General features: G+C 55.0%; 12 protein-coding genes, 1 tRNA gene and 1 pseudogene. 4 read left to right on the plus strand and 10 right to left on the minus strand.

Annotated features, from left to right (window positions below; genetic code table 11):
• The first annotated feature begins 90 nt into the window (after positions 1–90).
• From ATJ93_RS12210 to ATJ93_RS12220, 3 genes are all read left to right on the plus strand, one after another.
• Positions 91–2,133 (plus strand): phospholipase D-like domain-containing protein, encoded by a 2,043-nt coding sequence (locus tag ATJ93_RS12210; RefSeq protein WP_120244896.1) that lies wholly within the window; start codon positions 91–93, stop codon positions 2,131–2,133.
• A 106-nt stretch (positions 2,134–2,239) separates the two neighbouring features.
• Positions 2,240–3,253 (plus strand): hypothetical protein, encoded by a 1,014-nt coding sequence (locus ATJ93_RS23255; RefSeq protein WP_147376652.1) that lies wholly within the window; start codon positions 2,240–2,242, stop codon positions 3,251–3,253.
• Between the two features lie 5 nt (positions 3,254–3,258).
• Positions 3,259–3,642, plus strand: a complete 384-nt coding sequence (locus tag ATJ93_RS12220) for a type II toxin-antitoxin system PemK/MazF family toxin (protein WP_120244898.1) — start codon at positions 3,259–3,261, stop codon at positions 3,640–3,642.
• A gap of 35 nt (positions 3,643–3,677) precedes the next feature.
• On the opposite strand, the gene ATJ93_RS12225 is transcribed toward ATJ93_RS12220, so the two are convergent.
• The 5 genes and pseudogenes from ATJ93_RS12225 to ATJ93_RS12240 form a co-directional block, all read right to left on the minus strand.
• The gene (locus tag ATJ93_RS12225) at positions 3,678–5,627 is read right to left on the minus strand and encodes a restriction endonuclease (protein WP_170155536.1); all 1,950 of its coding nucleotides are present in this window, start codon (positions 5,625–5,627) and stop codon (positions 3,678–3,680) included.
• Between the two features lie 69 nt (positions 5,628–5,696).
• Positions 5,697–5,765: pseudogene (locus tag ATJ93_RS24545) on the minus strand (zinc-ribbon domain-containing protein); the annotation flags it as partial.
• 284 nt (positions 5,766–6,049) lie between these two features.
• Entirely contained in the window at positions 6,050–6,292 is a 243-nt protein-coding gene (locus ATJ93_RS12230; protein WP_120244900.1) for a hypothetical protein, read from the minus strand.
• Between the two features lie 49 nt (positions 6,293–6,341).
• A complete protein-coding gene (locus ATJ93_RS12235) occupies positions 6,342–6,707 on the minus strand; it encodes a DUF6908 domain-containing protein (RefSeq protein WP_120244901.1) in 366 nt (121 codons plus the stop codon).
• Positions 6,704–7,225: a hypothetical protein gene (locus ATJ93_RS12240; protein WP_147376653.1), complete on the minus strand. Its 522-nt coding sequence runs from the start codon at positions 7,223–7,225 to the stop codon at positions 6,704–6,706. Before ATJ93_RS12240 ends, ATJ93_RS12235 begins: the two co-directional genes overlap by 4 nt.
• 442 nt (positions 7,226–7,667) lie before the next feature.
• Between ATJ93_RS12240 and ATJ93_RS12245 the strand changes: the two genes are divergently transcribed.
• Positions 7,668–9,386, plus strand: coding sequence for a DUF262 domain-containing protein (locus tag ATJ93_RS12245; RefSeq protein WP_120244903.1), 1,719 nt, complete (start codon positions 7,668–7,670; stop codon positions 9,384–9,386).
• Between the two features lie 32 nt (positions 9,387–9,418).
• Here ATJ93_RS12245 and ATJ93_RS12250 read toward each other — a convergent pair whose 3' ends face one another.
• The 5 genes from ATJ93_RS12250 to ATJ93_RS12270 all read right to left on the minus strand — a co-directional run bounded on the left by ATJ93_RS12250 (position 9,419) and on the right by ATJ93_RS12270 (position 15,122).
• Complete coding sequence (locus ATJ93_RS12250) at positions 9,419–10,540, minus strand: tyrosine-type recombinase/integrase (protein WP_120244904.1); 1,122 nt, start codon at positions 10,538–10,540, stop codon at positions 9,419–9,421.
• Positions 10,541–10,725: 185 nt separating this feature from the next.
• Positions 10,726–10,796 (minus strand) — tRNA-Gly (locus ATJ93_RS12255).
• Between the two features lie 264 nt (positions 10,797–11,060).
• Positions 11,061–12,008 (minus strand): WD40/YVTN/BNR-like repeat-containing protein, encoded by a 948-nt coding sequence (locus ATJ93_RS12260; protein WP_120244905.1) that lies wholly within the window; start codon positions 12,006–12,008, stop codon positions 11,061–11,063.
• Positions 12,009–12,223: 215 nt separating this feature from the next.
• Positions 12,224–12,943: a class I SAM-dependent methyltransferase gene (locus ATJ93_RS12265; RefSeq protein ID WP_120244906.1), complete on the minus strand. Its 720-nt coding sequence runs from the start codon at positions 12,941–12,943 to the stop codon at positions 12,224–12,226.
• A gap of 61 nt (positions 12,944–13,004) precedes the next feature.
• On the minus strand, positions 13,005–15,122 hold the full coding sequence (locus tag ATJ93_RS12270) for a type II secretion system F family protein (protein ID WP_120244907.1): 2,118 nt from the start codon (positions 15,120–15,122) through the stop codon (positions 13,005–13,007).
• Positions 15,123–15,131: the final 9 nt, after the last annotated feature.

The raw sequence follows: 15,131 nt of genomic DNA on the forward strand, positions 1-15,131 counted from the left end.
AACTATTTAAACCTTGGGTCAGATACTCAACAATAGAGGGAATCAGTCCAGAAACCGGCGGTAAAGCACAGTCAATCCCCGGGATCCAGTATGAGCGAGAACCCAAACACCATTCTCGAAACGGCAATCCAGCTCGAACAGACCAACGAAAACGCGGAACTAGAACTTGCAACACTGAAAACAAGAAACAACTTTGAAACCTACTTCACGGACGACATAGTCCATATCCGCGCCATAACATACTCAGACTCTCCAGAAACCCTTCTCAACCTGTTAGAAAACGTTGGAACCGACGACATCTCACTCGAAGTCGTTATCGGCGACAACACCCTCGACTACCGAAAAAAGCTCCGGGGAAAAGAACAGCTCGCCACCAAACTCGACAGACTCCAACGGGACAACCGTCTTCAAATCCTCCTCGCCGCCACCAAAGGAAACGAGGTCCACACCAAACTATACATACTACAGCATAGAGACGGCTCAAGAACCAACATCCTCGGATCACCCAACCTCAGCGAACAAGGATGGGGATCAACACGGCAGAAAAACGCGATCGCCGTCTTCCGAACCGACGGGGACCAACCCCTCGACAACGTCTTCGACCACTGGTACGACGAACACAAACGGTACGGCGAACCCTTCATGGAAGACCTCACAGAACAGCTAGAAGACGTTGACAGCGATGAGAAACGTGAAGAGATCATCCATGCATGGATAGACGGACGCACTACCTCACAAGAAGAGGAAGCCGAACTCGAACAGGAACTCACAGAAAAACTCGACGAAGCCAACGTCGAAACAGCCACTATCATCGGAGAGTTTGAAGACCCGGACCTCACATTAGCAGTCACCGACAACCCTGAAGAGGCGGACGAAACGCTCTCCCAATCACTCAACGGCTACAGCGACTACCTGCCAAAACTCGAGGAAGAAACCCGGTCGTTCGACGCCTCCGTCGACGGGAAAACACTTCGAGCCTCTCCAGGCGCGATCAGTAAACACGCGAAAGAGAAGTTCGGAGCGCCGAAAATGTGGTTCAACAGCGATGACCAACTGATACTACAGACACCGACCCAGAAACAGCTGAAACTAACGCGGGAACTTCCTGACGATCCCGACCGAATAGACCAAGCCCTCGAATACCTCGAGGAATACTTTGAAACGGTCGATAACTTCGGGCGAACCGACCACGCAAAAGCAGTCAAGGCCCAGATGTGGGAAGCCATTATCTGGTTCTTCTGGGCACCATTCATCAACCGGTACGCCGCCGTCTACAAGGAACACGGGATCGACCTCGACAAGTACCTTCCCAGCCTCTACGTGTACGGAGAACCAGGCAGCGGAAAAGGAACGCTCTCACGGTACGCATTCCACCTCCTCTCCGACGGCCACGTAGAGGAACCGGAGGACGGCGACTCACTCAACAAGACACGGCTCCGATCCGTAAGAAATGTTGACTCAGTCTTCCCCGTCGTGTTCGACGATATCGACCCCAACGATCTAGACACTGAAACCTTCCTCAACTTCCGGCAGAAACACTGGACCGGAGAAGTAGATATCCCCGCGCTCGCATTCATCAGCAACGACAACCTACCCCGCAACCGGATCCAACACCGAGCTAAGATCCTCAACTTCGATATCCAGTTCAAAGACACCCATAGAACAGCTAAATACGTGAACGACCTTACAAACCGTTCTAACCCGGTGTTCACATGGTTCGCCCACCTGTTCAAAGACCGGGACGTGATCATGCGTTCAGAGGACGCTGATACGCTTGCTGAAGCACGTGAAGTCTTCAAAGAGCTCTACCAAAGGGCGGATCGTGAACTTCCAGAGTATTTCCCCGATGAGCCTGCGGAGAAGAAGTACGATATCGGGAAATGGATGTGGGAAGACGCGTACGAAAGCGGCCTAGTCGAGTTCAAAAGACGTAACGGCAACCTCATCGCCGAGTTCGACGACTCGCTCAGCGTCTACAGCAGCGTCAGAAAATACGCGCGTACACTGCCCAAAGAGACCCGGGCACAACAAGACGGTAACCAGATACTTATCCGGGCAGAACAACAAGCACTCGACTGGTTCCCCTTCGACACAGACTCAAACGGAGGATTCCTGAACCGCCTCCTTAGCTGAAAACCCATTTCTACCTTGTCCCAAGTCAAACTAATCAGCTCTAGGTAGTCACCGATAATTCGACGGAAAGATTTTACACCTTGCAAGTGTACTACTACTTGTACAGATGCTCACTCTCGGGGACGAGGATGACCTTCTCAAAGATATTGAAGAAGGCATTCAGATCGCCATGGAGCGTGAGGGGTATCCCTCTGATGCGATCGATCCAATTAAAGTTAATAAGTTAGCTCATTTTGCTATTCAGGACATAGGTGTTCCTCTCACCTATGGCTGGTACAAATATGGTCCAGCCCCTGTATTCGATACTAGTACTGCACGGCTTGAACCAACCCCAAAGAGAGAAGTTAAAGCAGCTGAGGAACCACGCCTCCCTGATCCAAGTAATGAATTCTATAGTCCAGATGAGTACGCATATTACTTTACTCGAGACTGCACCTATTTCGATAGAATCCTTCAGACTCCAACCAAAGAGTACCTGATTGAGTTCTATGAGGATCATGCTCCGTCCCCCTATGGAACGCTATATGAGCAAAGTGTGCAGGTTCAGGTCATCCTAGATAGTATTATCGAAGATGACGATTGGCATTCAGAGGCAGAGTCCTATTCCAAGTCACTCAGCAAAGAACTCACAGAACTTCACCGGGAGTTACTCGGAATTGATGCGCTGAGCGAAGTGGTTGATACCTTTAGCGATTACTCAAAACTTCTTAAGCGAGTCCTTGCTGAAGCCTCTACTCAGGAAGAGCTGACCCCCTCACAAGACCGATATATTAGAAAAGTTGCTAACTTCTTCTATTCACATGTTTGGAAATATGCGGCCCTGATTATTTCGAAAAACACAGTTCATCTATCACCTGGAGACAATGATGACAAATTGCTGAATGCTATTGATAGTGATCTCCAGAAACTCAGGGGCGAGATCAAAGACGAAATCCATAGTTTGGAGAAGCAGGGGGGTTCACGGGGACTCTATGTCAATTATCAGCCTGACAGCCTGGATAGTAATTCAACATCTCTCGAAGAAACTTTTACCGAATCAAACATCGAACCATGGACAAAAGCTGCTGCAGTTCCAGTTCGAAGGAAACTATCAAGAAATCCTGAAGAAGTCGACAGATAGGAATAATGTCTTCGGTATCAAGAGGAGATGTGGTCTGGGTTACGTTTCCAGATCCTGATGATATTCCAGATGAAGAGTTTGAAAACCCACACCCGGCTGTTGTAGTCCAAAACGACACTCGGAACCAGAGATATGATACTACAATCGTAGCACCACTAACGACAAGCCAAGACTCTCCTGAAGAGTTCGCTGATGTGGCAGTCCCTTCAACAAGTGAGGGAGTTGAAGAAGACAGTATAGCAAAACTTGGAATGCTTAGTACTGTCTCTGTTCCAGGGAGAATTATGGATCAGAGTGAGAACTCCGATGTATGGAAAATGGGCGAACTTTCAGCCAGCAAAATGAATGAGATTGAGGCACGTCTAGAAGTTCTATTGGGAATTGCCTGAGATCATGCCTTTAAGAGCGTAGCTCTACTAAAAAGCTATTCTACTTTCTCTCCGGACAGTTCCTTCAACCGTCTTTCGTCCGCCTCCGTTAACAGTTGGACGTCGTACTCTTCCTCGAGTTTTGCGATAGACCGGAATAGCTCCAGTGCTGTTTCCTCGTTGCCTTGGTCGATATGGTACTTCCCCTGTTTCCTCGAGACCTTCGCCACTCCTTGTTTTCCGTCGTACCACGGCAGGATCTCAGTGTAGTACGCTTTGGCCTGGTTCAGATGCTGCCACCACTCATCCGTATCATACTCAGTGTTTTGAGCCAACGACCAGTGGGTGTCCGCCAGCTTCCGCGCAACGTTCTTCTGTTCGTTCTCTTCTTCAGCTAGTTCGTAAGCCTCCTCCAGTAGATCGAGTGCTTCCTCTAAATCATCTGTCCGGCTGCTTTCCATCAACTGTTGCAGCCGTTCCTGCCGCTGTAGCTCCTCGCTCTTCCAGATCACTTCGCCTTCTAAATCGATAGCGTACAACGGATCCTCATCTCGGTTCTCGAAAAGATATAGGTGTAAACCATCATCGTCGCTACGGAACTCGATATCCGTCTTGTTCCCATCAAGGTTCTCGTGTTTCAGAACCTGTTCTCCCCTTTCTACGTCGAAGATGTAGGTGCTGCAGTCAGGGTTCAAAGTTGCTGCCGCTGCATACCTACCGTCTTCAGAAACGGTGCACGCCTCCACGTTTGCGTTAAGGAAATGGCCTAACAGTTGTTCACCGGAGGAATCGAATACGTAGAGTTTGCCAGACAGCTCTTCCTGATCCAAGTTATCGATGACAGCCGCTACACCGTTATTTGAGACTGCGGCTTTCCCATCTAATGTACCTACGTTTTCAAGAGGCTCTGTAACACGGATATTGTCTCCCCCAAAAAGGAAGAAACGGTCGTCTGTATCATGTGACCGGCCGTACGCAGCTCTCCACCGGCCGGTAGGTGAGTCACTGTACTGGTAGTGGAACCTGTTACCTTTGTACTCCAGACTGTTGATCTGGAACCCTGAATCCGGTTCAGTATCTACAGAATCTTCGACTACCGGGGCTTCTTCTTGATCTTGACCGGAATCACCACTTTCAGAACCTTCCAACGTGGTTTCTACTGATAGATCCGCTGATACTGACGGCTCGAGATTACGGCGTTTCCAGAGGTATATGAGGCCTGGAACTACTGCGATGATCCAGACCAGCGACGGAAGGATGTACGCCCATCTGTACTTCGGCCAGTCCGTGTACTGCTTGACTTCTGCTGCATCTTTGTAGAGCGCTATAGGAAGCAGGATCCAGGAAAACAGGACAAGGAATCCGCCTAAAGCATCAGGAAGCACACTGAGACCGAACAGTACGACTATCCATCCACCTGTAGCTGCCATTACACCCTTACGCCACTTCGTATCCGGTAGACCGACTTCTTTCTCGACTTGAGTATGAGAGCGAGAGGTTTTCTCTGAAACAGCGGTAGTTGGTTCAGTAGTGCTTTCTGAAGGTGAGACCTGTTCAGCAACGTTATCACGTGTTTCAACTGTCTCTAATGCTTCTTCCGCCTCCTCCGTCTCTTCCTCCGAAAGGTCGAGGTATTCCTCAAGTAAGCCGTAAGCATCCAAATCATCGATAATATCCAGAAGCTGGTTTCCATCAACCAGTTTGACGTTCAGCTCTCGGCCTCGTTTCTCTGCGTCACGTGAGAACGAGCTTGTGGTAACGATTACTGAGGCGTCGACACCGTCTTTCTGCTGTTTCAAAGCCGAGTACTGCTGTACATCGCTGCTGCTGACCGTGTTTCCTTCGGAGTACCGTTTGGCCTGGATCAACTGTTTCTGAGGATACGGCTTCTCCTTCTCGGCAACAACGTCGATACCAGCGTCAGCAGAAGCCTGTGTAACCTCGGTCTCCCATCCCAGTTTCTGCCAGAGATCAGCGACAAAATGCTCGAACTCGATCTCGTCCATCTCCCGTAGCCCGTTCAGAATCCTGCTCGAATCAACGTCAAAATTGATGGCATCGGGCTCCGAGAGGTCTGCGCCGCAGTCACTACAGTACTTATCGTCCGCGGATATCTCTGCCCCACAAGCTGAACACTTACGCATTAACAAGACAGTTGATACTTATCTCTAATAAAACGGGGGACTCACTCTACTCGATAAGTTCCAGGTCGTGTCTCCGGAAATTGAGGCTGGGTACTTCACTGTTGTCGAGTTTGACGGTGTAGATGAAGTTATCCTCTGAGTCTCCTGTAACGGAAGCGGCATCATCAAATTCTACATCGATGATCTCGCCGGTTTCCCCGTGTAGATGGTTGTCTGGGCCGAGTTCTTTGTCGAGTATGAGTTTGACTCGGTCGCCTTTCCGGTATGCGTCTGTAATCAGTGGTTCACCTTTCAGATTGTTTGTAGGCTTGTCTAAGGAGTTTGTCTGTGGTCAGTGAGGCGATGAGTTGTCCTCGTTCCAGGTCAGTCATTTTGTCGAAGGCTTTCTTGTACCGGTTGACCGTGTCACGTGAGACCTCGAGTTCTTCAGCGGCCTCTGTCTGGTTCATCCGTGTGATGGCGTCGATGTACCGGGTTGTGGTCTCTTTCGTGAGACCGTATTTTTCGAGTATATCCTCAGCCTTCATCTCTATAGATAGTTCTGCGAACTCATTTTTTATTAGAGGAAGTGTCGGTTCACTGAGCTAGTTCTTGTTCTTTGGCTGCGTCGACGAATCCTTGGATTCTCAGGTTGCGGCTCCACTCCTTGACGAACTCTTGGACTGGCTCTAACCCGTCTTCATCGTGCTGATGGACTCCCGGGTTCTGTGTGTACCGTACAGGTATCCAGTCCCCGTTTCGGACTTTGAAGACTATTTCAGGGTCAGCCGTGCGGTCGCCCATCTGTCTGTAGTAGTGGCCGACGACAACCCGCTCTTCACCAACTTTCTCGATAACCAAGTCCATGTACCCGTTGTTTTCGACTGTAATCGTTTGACCTGTCTCGAGTTCACTGATCGAGTTGATTCCGAACTGTTCCAGGATCTCTTTGACCGTTTTCACCTCTGGTTCTCACCCTTAGTCATCCAGTTGTTGTCGAGGTACCGGGTCATGATCTTGATATAGTTCTCTACAACCTGTTCAGGGTCTTGGTCGGTAGCGATTGTTTTCGTAAGAAGATGTTCGCCGCCGTTGTTGTGCATCTGGAGTGAGATCCCGGTATCTTGTTGACTACAAGGCGTTGCGTAGAGCTTGAGTGAGAGACCCCGGTTGCCGGCGTAGGTCCAGTAGAGGCTGTGACTCATCTTGTCGTACCGGAGCTTCCAGCCTCGATGTTCTGTCCCTGCGTACTGTTCTTTGAGTACACGTGTTCCTTCCTGTCTGTAGAGATGTTTCTTGGCCTTTTCTTCGGCGTCTATTCCTTCCCACTCTTCGCCGCAACAGCACTCCACGTAGTCGCCGGTTGAGTGGCCGGGACAGTGTTCTTCCCCGATAACCGTTTCTTTGACCGTGCCGTCGTCAGCCAGTTTGAAGGTTTTCACGACTTTTGTCGGAAACCTGCCGGAAAGCGCATGATCCACACCAAACCACCCTATCTTACAAATAGCAAGACAGATTTAAAAACATATACCGCACAAAGTAATATAGGTTGAAAAGGTTCGTGAGATCAGCCTGAAATCAGCCTTGAATCATCCTCCAACGATCAACGATCAGCTTTGAAAAACAGTTCTAAATCAGCCTTGAAAACAGGAACGACTATACACTGTACAGTAAATCACAGAAGAAACCGAACCGGGAAGCCTTGGACAGAGTTGAATCGTTAGCTGAAGACCGTGATTGGCTCCAGCCACCTATCTACAAGAGGGCCAAAGATCTCTTCGACAAGTGATTCCTTCCAGTTCTGGAACAGAAACCATGGGACAGCTATCTCCTGAAAGGGTTTTCAGATGATATCACTGCTTGGGTTACTTTCAGGATGTAGCATACACCTCTTTTACTTTGAGTTGTGTGGTATCATGGCTCATGGAGGGAGCGTTAGGGATATCTGCCAATGAGGATTCGATAGAGAGCGCTTTGAGACGGGGTTACAGGTATCGAGTTCCTGACTATCAGCGGCGGTACTCGTGGAAGAAGCAGCAGTGGCGAGAGCTATGGAACGATCTGCGAGCGTTGGAGGATGAGCAGACCCATTTTCTCGGAGCGGTCGTGGTCGTTGAGAGGCCGGGGAACTTGAACCAGTTAGACACTCTCGAGGTAGTTGATGGACAGCAAAGGCTTGCCACGGTCTCACTTCTTCTTGTGGCGATGAGGGATAGATACCGGAAGGAGGGAGAGATCAGTCAGGCAAGAGCTATCAACAATGACTATCTCTGGGTGTCAGACCTTGATCAGAACAAGCACCAGAACCTTACACTCAACACGTTTGACAACGAGATCTACAATACGCTGTTGACTACTGAAGCAGACCGGGCACAGGACAGCCAGCTCAAATCAGCGCTACAGTATTTCCACAATCGAGTGGACCAGACATCTTTGGACGAGTTAGATACGTTGAGAAAACGTCTTCTGAGGTCGTTTACGCTGGTTTCGATTGAATGTAACAGTGACCATTCTGCCTTTCGCTTGTTTGAGACGCTCAACAACCGCGGGTTAGAACTCACGGCGGACGATCTTATCAAGAACCATCTCTTCAACGTCGCGTCCAGCAACCGGGAGGTAGAATATGAGCGTATCAAGAAGCAGTGGCTTCGAATAATTGAGAACATCATACCTACAGATGTAAAGCCAGCTCTCTTCTTCCGGCACTATCTCATGTCATCACCGCTTCTAGATATCCAAGAGTCGATTACGGAGTACACTCTCTACGATAGAGCTCGTAAAATCATTGATAAGGAAATCCCTCAACGAGAATTGTCTCTTGAGAATTTGATTCGGGATATGGCTGATGCAGCAGAACTCTACGCATCTATCCTACTAGCAGACATACAGAAGTTCGACGATACATCAAACAGTTCGGTAAACAGGAAGCTCAAAGATATCCACGCAATCGGGATGGGTGCATCAGGCACCCTTCTACTCCGGCTCTTTCAGGAGATCGATAACCCCAACAAGGCTTTCGAAATCCTCCAGTTGCTCGAGGCATTCCTTCTGAGGCAGAAGATCGTGGGCTACCCTAGTGGAGCGGCATCCGACAGACTGTATGCACGTCTCTGCTCAAACGCCTTCGATCAGAATAACCCTGTGAAACGGATTAAGCAACGGTTCTTAGAGGAAGTTCCGAGCGATACTGAGTTCCGGGCCGGTATCGTGGAAAAACGTGCGACGCTAAACTCGAGAACACGTTACATGCTGAGACGGATAGAGTCCGATCACTACCACGGCATCGATGTTGGAAACGGAGCAGATGCCGAACTGGAGCACATTGCTCCACGGGCGGCCTTCTCAGCGAAGAAGTACAGCACGTGGCCAGGCCACCTCGGTGTCGATGAAGAGGTCTTTGAACAGTACAAAGACAGGCTTGGAAACATTACCCTTCTTGAAAGCCGGCACAACGCAGCCTCCGGAAAACACCCATTTCAGCAGAAGAAGAGGGAGTACGCATCCTCCAAGTATTCAATGAGTCAGGAGATCGCTGACCAACACCAAGAATGGTCGACTGAGAAGATACAGAGCAGGACTGAGTATCTCGCCGATGTTGCCACCCAGATCTGGAAAATAGAGCCAGTAAACAACCACCGATAGAAAAGTAGAGAACCCCCACGGATCAGAGAGTCTTAGTCCCAGTTGTTGACTGTTTCCTGTCGGTCTTCCACCGGTGCTTGGTCGTACCGGACAGCCATCTCATACGACTTCTGTCGGAGTTGTTGTTGGACTGCAGCAGGTCCCTGATCACGGCTCATCTGCGTGCCCACACTGTGTCTGATGGAGTACCAGGACATGTCCCTGTGTTTCACCGGTATATCGGCTTCCTCACACAGCTTTCCGAGTAACCGGTTGAGCGAGGAACTACCGTACGGGTTTCCGTACTTGGTCAGCCATAGTGCTTCTGTCCCCCGGTACTTGTCGTAGTTTTCTCGTTCGCTCACCCATTTTCGGAGGATGTTGGCTGTGCGTTCGCTGAGTGCGACGTGCCAGTTGTCCGTATTCTTTGTAGACTCTCCTTTTGGGATACGGAGCATCCCGTTCTCGAGATCCAACCAGCTCGTCTTGGCGCGTCCGACCTCTTTGGGTCTCAGTCCTGCGTCCATCGATGTGTAGACGATGGAGGGGTATTTCCAGCCGTTCGCTTTTTCCCAGTCACTCCTTGTCACATCGTTTTTCGGCTTTTCGAACCGTTGCGCTAGATGAGCCTTCCACTTGTCTCGTTCCTGCGGATCGAGGGAGTTGTAGTGGGGTATGGATCCGTACTCGAGGCTGGCCTGTTTGATCTTCCGTCGTTCGTCTCCTGTCAGGAAGTCTCGTATCTGGTGTGTGGCTCCGCCGCTGGAGAACTTGATTTCCGGTTCCCAGTCGATACTCCGCCCTCGTTCATGGTTCAGATATTTGAATAGCGATTTGATCGCTTTCTGGACGGCAGCTTTGTGTGTCTTCGACAGTTCCTCGTACACCAGCTCCTTGCAGTACTCGTCCGCATGGTCGGTCGTGACGCGGAGCGTGTACCCCTCTTCTTGCTTCCAGATCCACCGGTAGAACTGGTCGATTTTGTATCCTCTTTGCCGCGTAGTGTCGAACGCGTAGCCTTCAGCTTTCTCCGGATCCTTTCCCAGGTTGAGTAGCCATTTGAGTAACTGTTTTCGGAAGCTGTGGTAGTCCTCGAGCTGCCGCTGGTTCAGGTATTTCTCCGACTGCTCCGGAACTACAACGATGCCGTCGACCTTGTCACGTTCATCCTGCATAAGCCCTCACCTCTGGCTCCGCGAAAACAGGGGAACCGCTGACTCTAGGTCTAGTAAGCCTGAAACTTTTTATAATCCGGGGACGGCTCCGGGGTGCGATACACCAACCCACGTTGTAAGCTTCGAATGGCATAGTCGGGTCATTGCTGGAAACCCGGAAAACCAACGAGAGAAGGCGTGAGGAGTGCGCGGACCGGGATTTGAACCCGGGCCATGAGCTTGGAAGGCTCAGGTCCTACCACTAGACCATCCGCGCGCACTCCCCGATTTTCGCTCCGAGTTTAAGGGTCTTCCTGTTTCGTCTGTCGATTCGGTTGGGGCACTGACTCGAACCGACTCGCTCAACTACCGACTCGAGACTCGGAAACGAAGAAGCAGGAGCCGATCGGTGATCGGTCCGGAGACGATCGGTGGGTGGTAAGGGGGGTGAGGGGAGGGAGGGGAAACGATCGAACCGGCAGTGAGCCGGCTCCGGATTACCGGGGCGGACGCGATGACAACGGTGGTGGTACCGGTACCGTTACTTCTCGAGGACCTCGGCACCGGAGCCGACGGCGATATCGACGTCGCCGGTGGCGACGGCCTTGAGGTTCTCGCCGGTCGGGGTCTGGACCTGCGACCACTTGCCGTCGGTCTGTTCGAAGATCACGCCGCCGCTGCCGACGGTGACGCCGCCGTTGTCGTCGGTTTCGACGTCGAAGAGGTCGGCGTCCCCGAGGCTCTCGGGGACCCACTGGCTGCCGTCGTACTCGAAGACGGAGGCGTTGCCGCCGGTGACGACGACGTCGTCTTCGGCGTCGCTGTCGAGACCGTAGAACGTGACGCCGGCGTCCTCGATGCCGATCGGGTTCCAAGTGGTGCCGTCGTCGGTGGCGAACACCTTCCCGTTCGTGTCGATGACGTGGCCGGCGCCGTCGGCGTAGAACTCGATGGCGTTGAAGCCGGAGCCGCTGCCGGGCGTGGCGTACTCCCAGGTGCCTTCCTCGCCGTTCTCGAAGCTGTAATGGATCGAACCGGAGTCGTCGGCCACGTAGACGTCCGCGTCACCCGCGGGGCCGGTGACTGCGACGTCGTTGAAGTTGGCCGTGAAGTCGTTGGGCGCGGAGCGGTCGACGAGGTTGCCCGTCGTCACGTCGTACTCACCGATCGCGCCGCTGGCGCCGACGATCCAAAGGCGTTCGCCGTCGTCGGTGGTGTCGACGCCGTAGAGGTCGTTCCCGTTACCGGTCGGACCGCCCTGGAGGACGACCTCCCAGCCCTCGTCGGCGCGTTCGATGACGAGGCCCCCGCTCGCGACCGCGTGGGCGTTCGTCGTCGTGTGGATAACGTCGTGGATCGTGCTGTCGATGGGGGTCTCGGAGACCGTCCACGTGGATTCCTCCTCGGCGGCGGCCGTCGCGGGGAGGGTAGCTGCGGCAAGCGATGCGCCTGCGGCCTTCAGCGTCGAACGTCGAGTGAAGCGCGTCATAGCGCATCCGGTGCTGGGGGACGAGATGAGGATAAAAGCCGGCGGCGTTTTGCACAGTTGCCGCCGTTTGCGAACGTTTTATTCGATTTACTTTTAACTTATACATACTCAATTGATTCGAAAACTACAGTCTTAGTCGGGTGGGAAGTAACTTTTAGTAATCTGTTGAAAAGTGTCCTCATTTGACGGGTTGCGTGTCCGTCACACGCCCGCATTCACCCGGAGCCGGCCACTTCGGCGTAGCAGTTGCCGCTCGAGACTTCCCACTCGAGCAGGTCGAGGTCGCTGGTCGCGAGGTCGGCCTCGAACTCCGCGGGCGCGTAGATGTGGTAGAACCGATCGACCGCGTCGCCGCCGGGGAGCGTCCACTCGACGGTCGTATCGAACCCCTCCTCGGCGTCGGCGGTCGCGTCGAACCGGTCGTGGGCCGTCGACCACGCGCTGACGAGCGCGCGGCCGTCCGGCGAGAGCACTCGTGCGAGTTCGTTCAGACTCGCTCGCCGCACCTCTCGGGTCGGAAGGTGGTGCAGCGTCGCGACGTAGACCGCGAGATCGACGCAGTCGGCTGCCAGCGGCAGCGAACTCGCGTCGCCCTGACAGAGCGCGACGTCGAATCCGTGCTCCCGTGCGCGCTCCCGGCCCGTCTCGAGGAGCCCGCGGCTCGCGTCGAGGCCGACGACGGTCTCGCAGTGGTCCGCGAGCAGTTCGGCGTGGCGGCAGTTGCCGCAGCCGAGATCGAGGCCGACGGCGGGCTCGTCCTCGTCCCCGTTCTCGAGGACGGCCGCGTGGTCGTCGACGAACGATTCGACCTCGGGCCACGCGTACTCCCGCGTCGACGCGAAGTGGCTCGCGATCCGGTCGTAGGTCGCGCGGACGCTCCCGCGATCCGGCTGGCTCGGCGCCGACTCGTCGTCACCGTTGTCGCCCGTTCCCATCAGTGCGGAGTGGTCGGGGCGCGTGCAAAAAGCGTTCGCACCGTCGGCGGGGAATCGGTGGTCAGACGACGACGGCGAACAGCAGGACCGAGAGCGCGAGCATCGCGGCCGCGTGTTTCGCGCCGGCCCTGACGTCGCCGGTGCTCAGCTGGCCGGCGATCAGCCCCGAGAGCAGCCCCTGGACCAGCGTCGCGTGGTAGAACAGCGTGTTGTACTGCGTGGCGGCGGTCTGGGAGAGCCCTCCGAGCCCGTCGATGGTGCCGCCCCCGCCGCCGGCGGCCTCGATCCCCTCCGTGGGGAGATTCGGCAGGAGATAGGCCGCGAGCACGGTGATGATAAACAGGAAGACGAAAAACGCGATGTAGACGACGACCAGGTACTCGACCATCGCCTGCTTGCGCTCGCGCTTGAGTCGCCGGTCGGCCGCCGCCTGTCTGGCGGCGATGGTGAGCACCGTCGCGAGGTTGCCGCTCGCGTTCATCGCCTCCGTCACCAACGTGACGACTCGAGACGTCGCGCGCGTGCGGACGCGCCGGCCGAACCGTTCGAGGGCGGTCTGGAGGTCGGCACCCCACTGGACGTCCGCCCAGATGCGGTCGAGTTCGGCCCCGAGCGGCCCCAGATCGGACCCGCGGACCTGATCGATCGCGGACACCGGTGCCATTCCGGCGTCGTTGACGCTCGCGAGGCGCTCGAGGAGGTCGGGAATCGCGCCCTCGATCGCCTCGATCCGCCGGCGGTGGAGTTCGTAACAGAGAGCGAAGACGGCGACGACGAACAGCGCGCCGATAGCGACGGCGTCGTCGATGACGGTGACGTCGAATCCGCCGTCGGCGAACGCTACCGGCAACCGCCACAGGACTGCGGCGAGTGCGATCGGAACGGTGAGGACGAGCGAGAGCCGAGGGCGCTCGCGCAGCGTCGACAGGGGCGACCCGACGCGCTCGCGGAGCCGCTGCAGTCGACGGTAGTACCGGACTCGTTCGACGTTTCGCTGCTCGCGATCCCGTCCGCGATCGGTCGGTCGCGCCGCGTTCCGGCCGCCGTCGGGCCGGGGTTGTTCACGCGCCACGGCGACGGGGCTCGGCACGGCCGCGTCGTCTTCGTCCGAATCCGGTTCGGCGACGCCCCCCGGCGTGATCGTGTCGGTCACCATGCTCAGGTAGACGATAAAGGCGAGGTTCCCCAGCGGCAGGATGAGGTAGATCAACGCCCGGAGCGGATCGAACGTGTTGCCGACGGAGATGCCGATGACTACCAGAATCGTGATGAGAAAGAGCGGCCCGGCGACCAGCACCGTGACGTACGCCTCGGCGAGCGTCCCGAGCAACTCGATGGTCGACTCCTGCTGGGACTCGGATTCCTCCTGGAAGTCCCGATACTGGGTCTCGAGGAACGTCGAGAGGCTATTACCGCTCTGGAGGACGCTGACGAGGTTCTCGACGAAGTCGGCGAACTTCGGGCTCGGGGACCGCCGGCCCGTCGTCTGGAGTGCGGTGATGACGTCCATGCCGAAGGTGTCCATGTTCCGCACTGCGACGCTGAACTCCGCGGCCGCCTCGCCGTAGGTGTCTTCGTGGCGCGCGAGGATGCGGACGATCTTCGGGAACTCCATGCCACTGCGCGAGAGGGCGTACATGAACGCGACCGTCGAGGGAAGGCTCGTCTCGATCCGCCGGGCGCGACCGTCGGCCACGTAACTCGGGTACCACCAGCGGAGCCAGTACGCGCCGAAGCCCGCGAGGGTTCCGATCGTCAGACAGGAGAGGGCAAAGAGGCCGAACAGTTCGGTCGCCGACAGCGACGGGACGCCGCCGAGGTTCGCCAGGAACGCGAGCGCTCCGGGAAGCGCCTCGCGCATGGCCGCGGGATCGACCGCGAGGACGAGCAGCAGACCCCAGATGACGTAGATGCCGACGATCGCGCCGGCGATCGCGAACAGCGTCGCGTACAGCATCGTCATCGCGCCGTACTCTCGGTAGGTCGTCGCGAAGTGTGCCGCCCGGAGCGCCGACTGTCTGTCCGGATGCTCGCCCTTGAACTCGGCGACGTAGCCGCCGAACAGCCCGATCGCTGCTCGAGTCAGTACCCGATCGAGTCCGACGTGAACCCGCGCGAGGGCGGCGAGCGAACAGAGCGCGGCGGCACAGACCAGCGGCAGGAAGTTCGAGAGCGCCATCGGCGACGA

Origin of the sequence: Halopiger aswanensis, assembly GCF_003610195.1 — an archaeon.
GTDB classification, from domain to species: Archaea; Halobacteriota; Halobacteria; order Halobacteriales; family Natrialbaceae; genus Halopiger; species Halopiger aswanensis.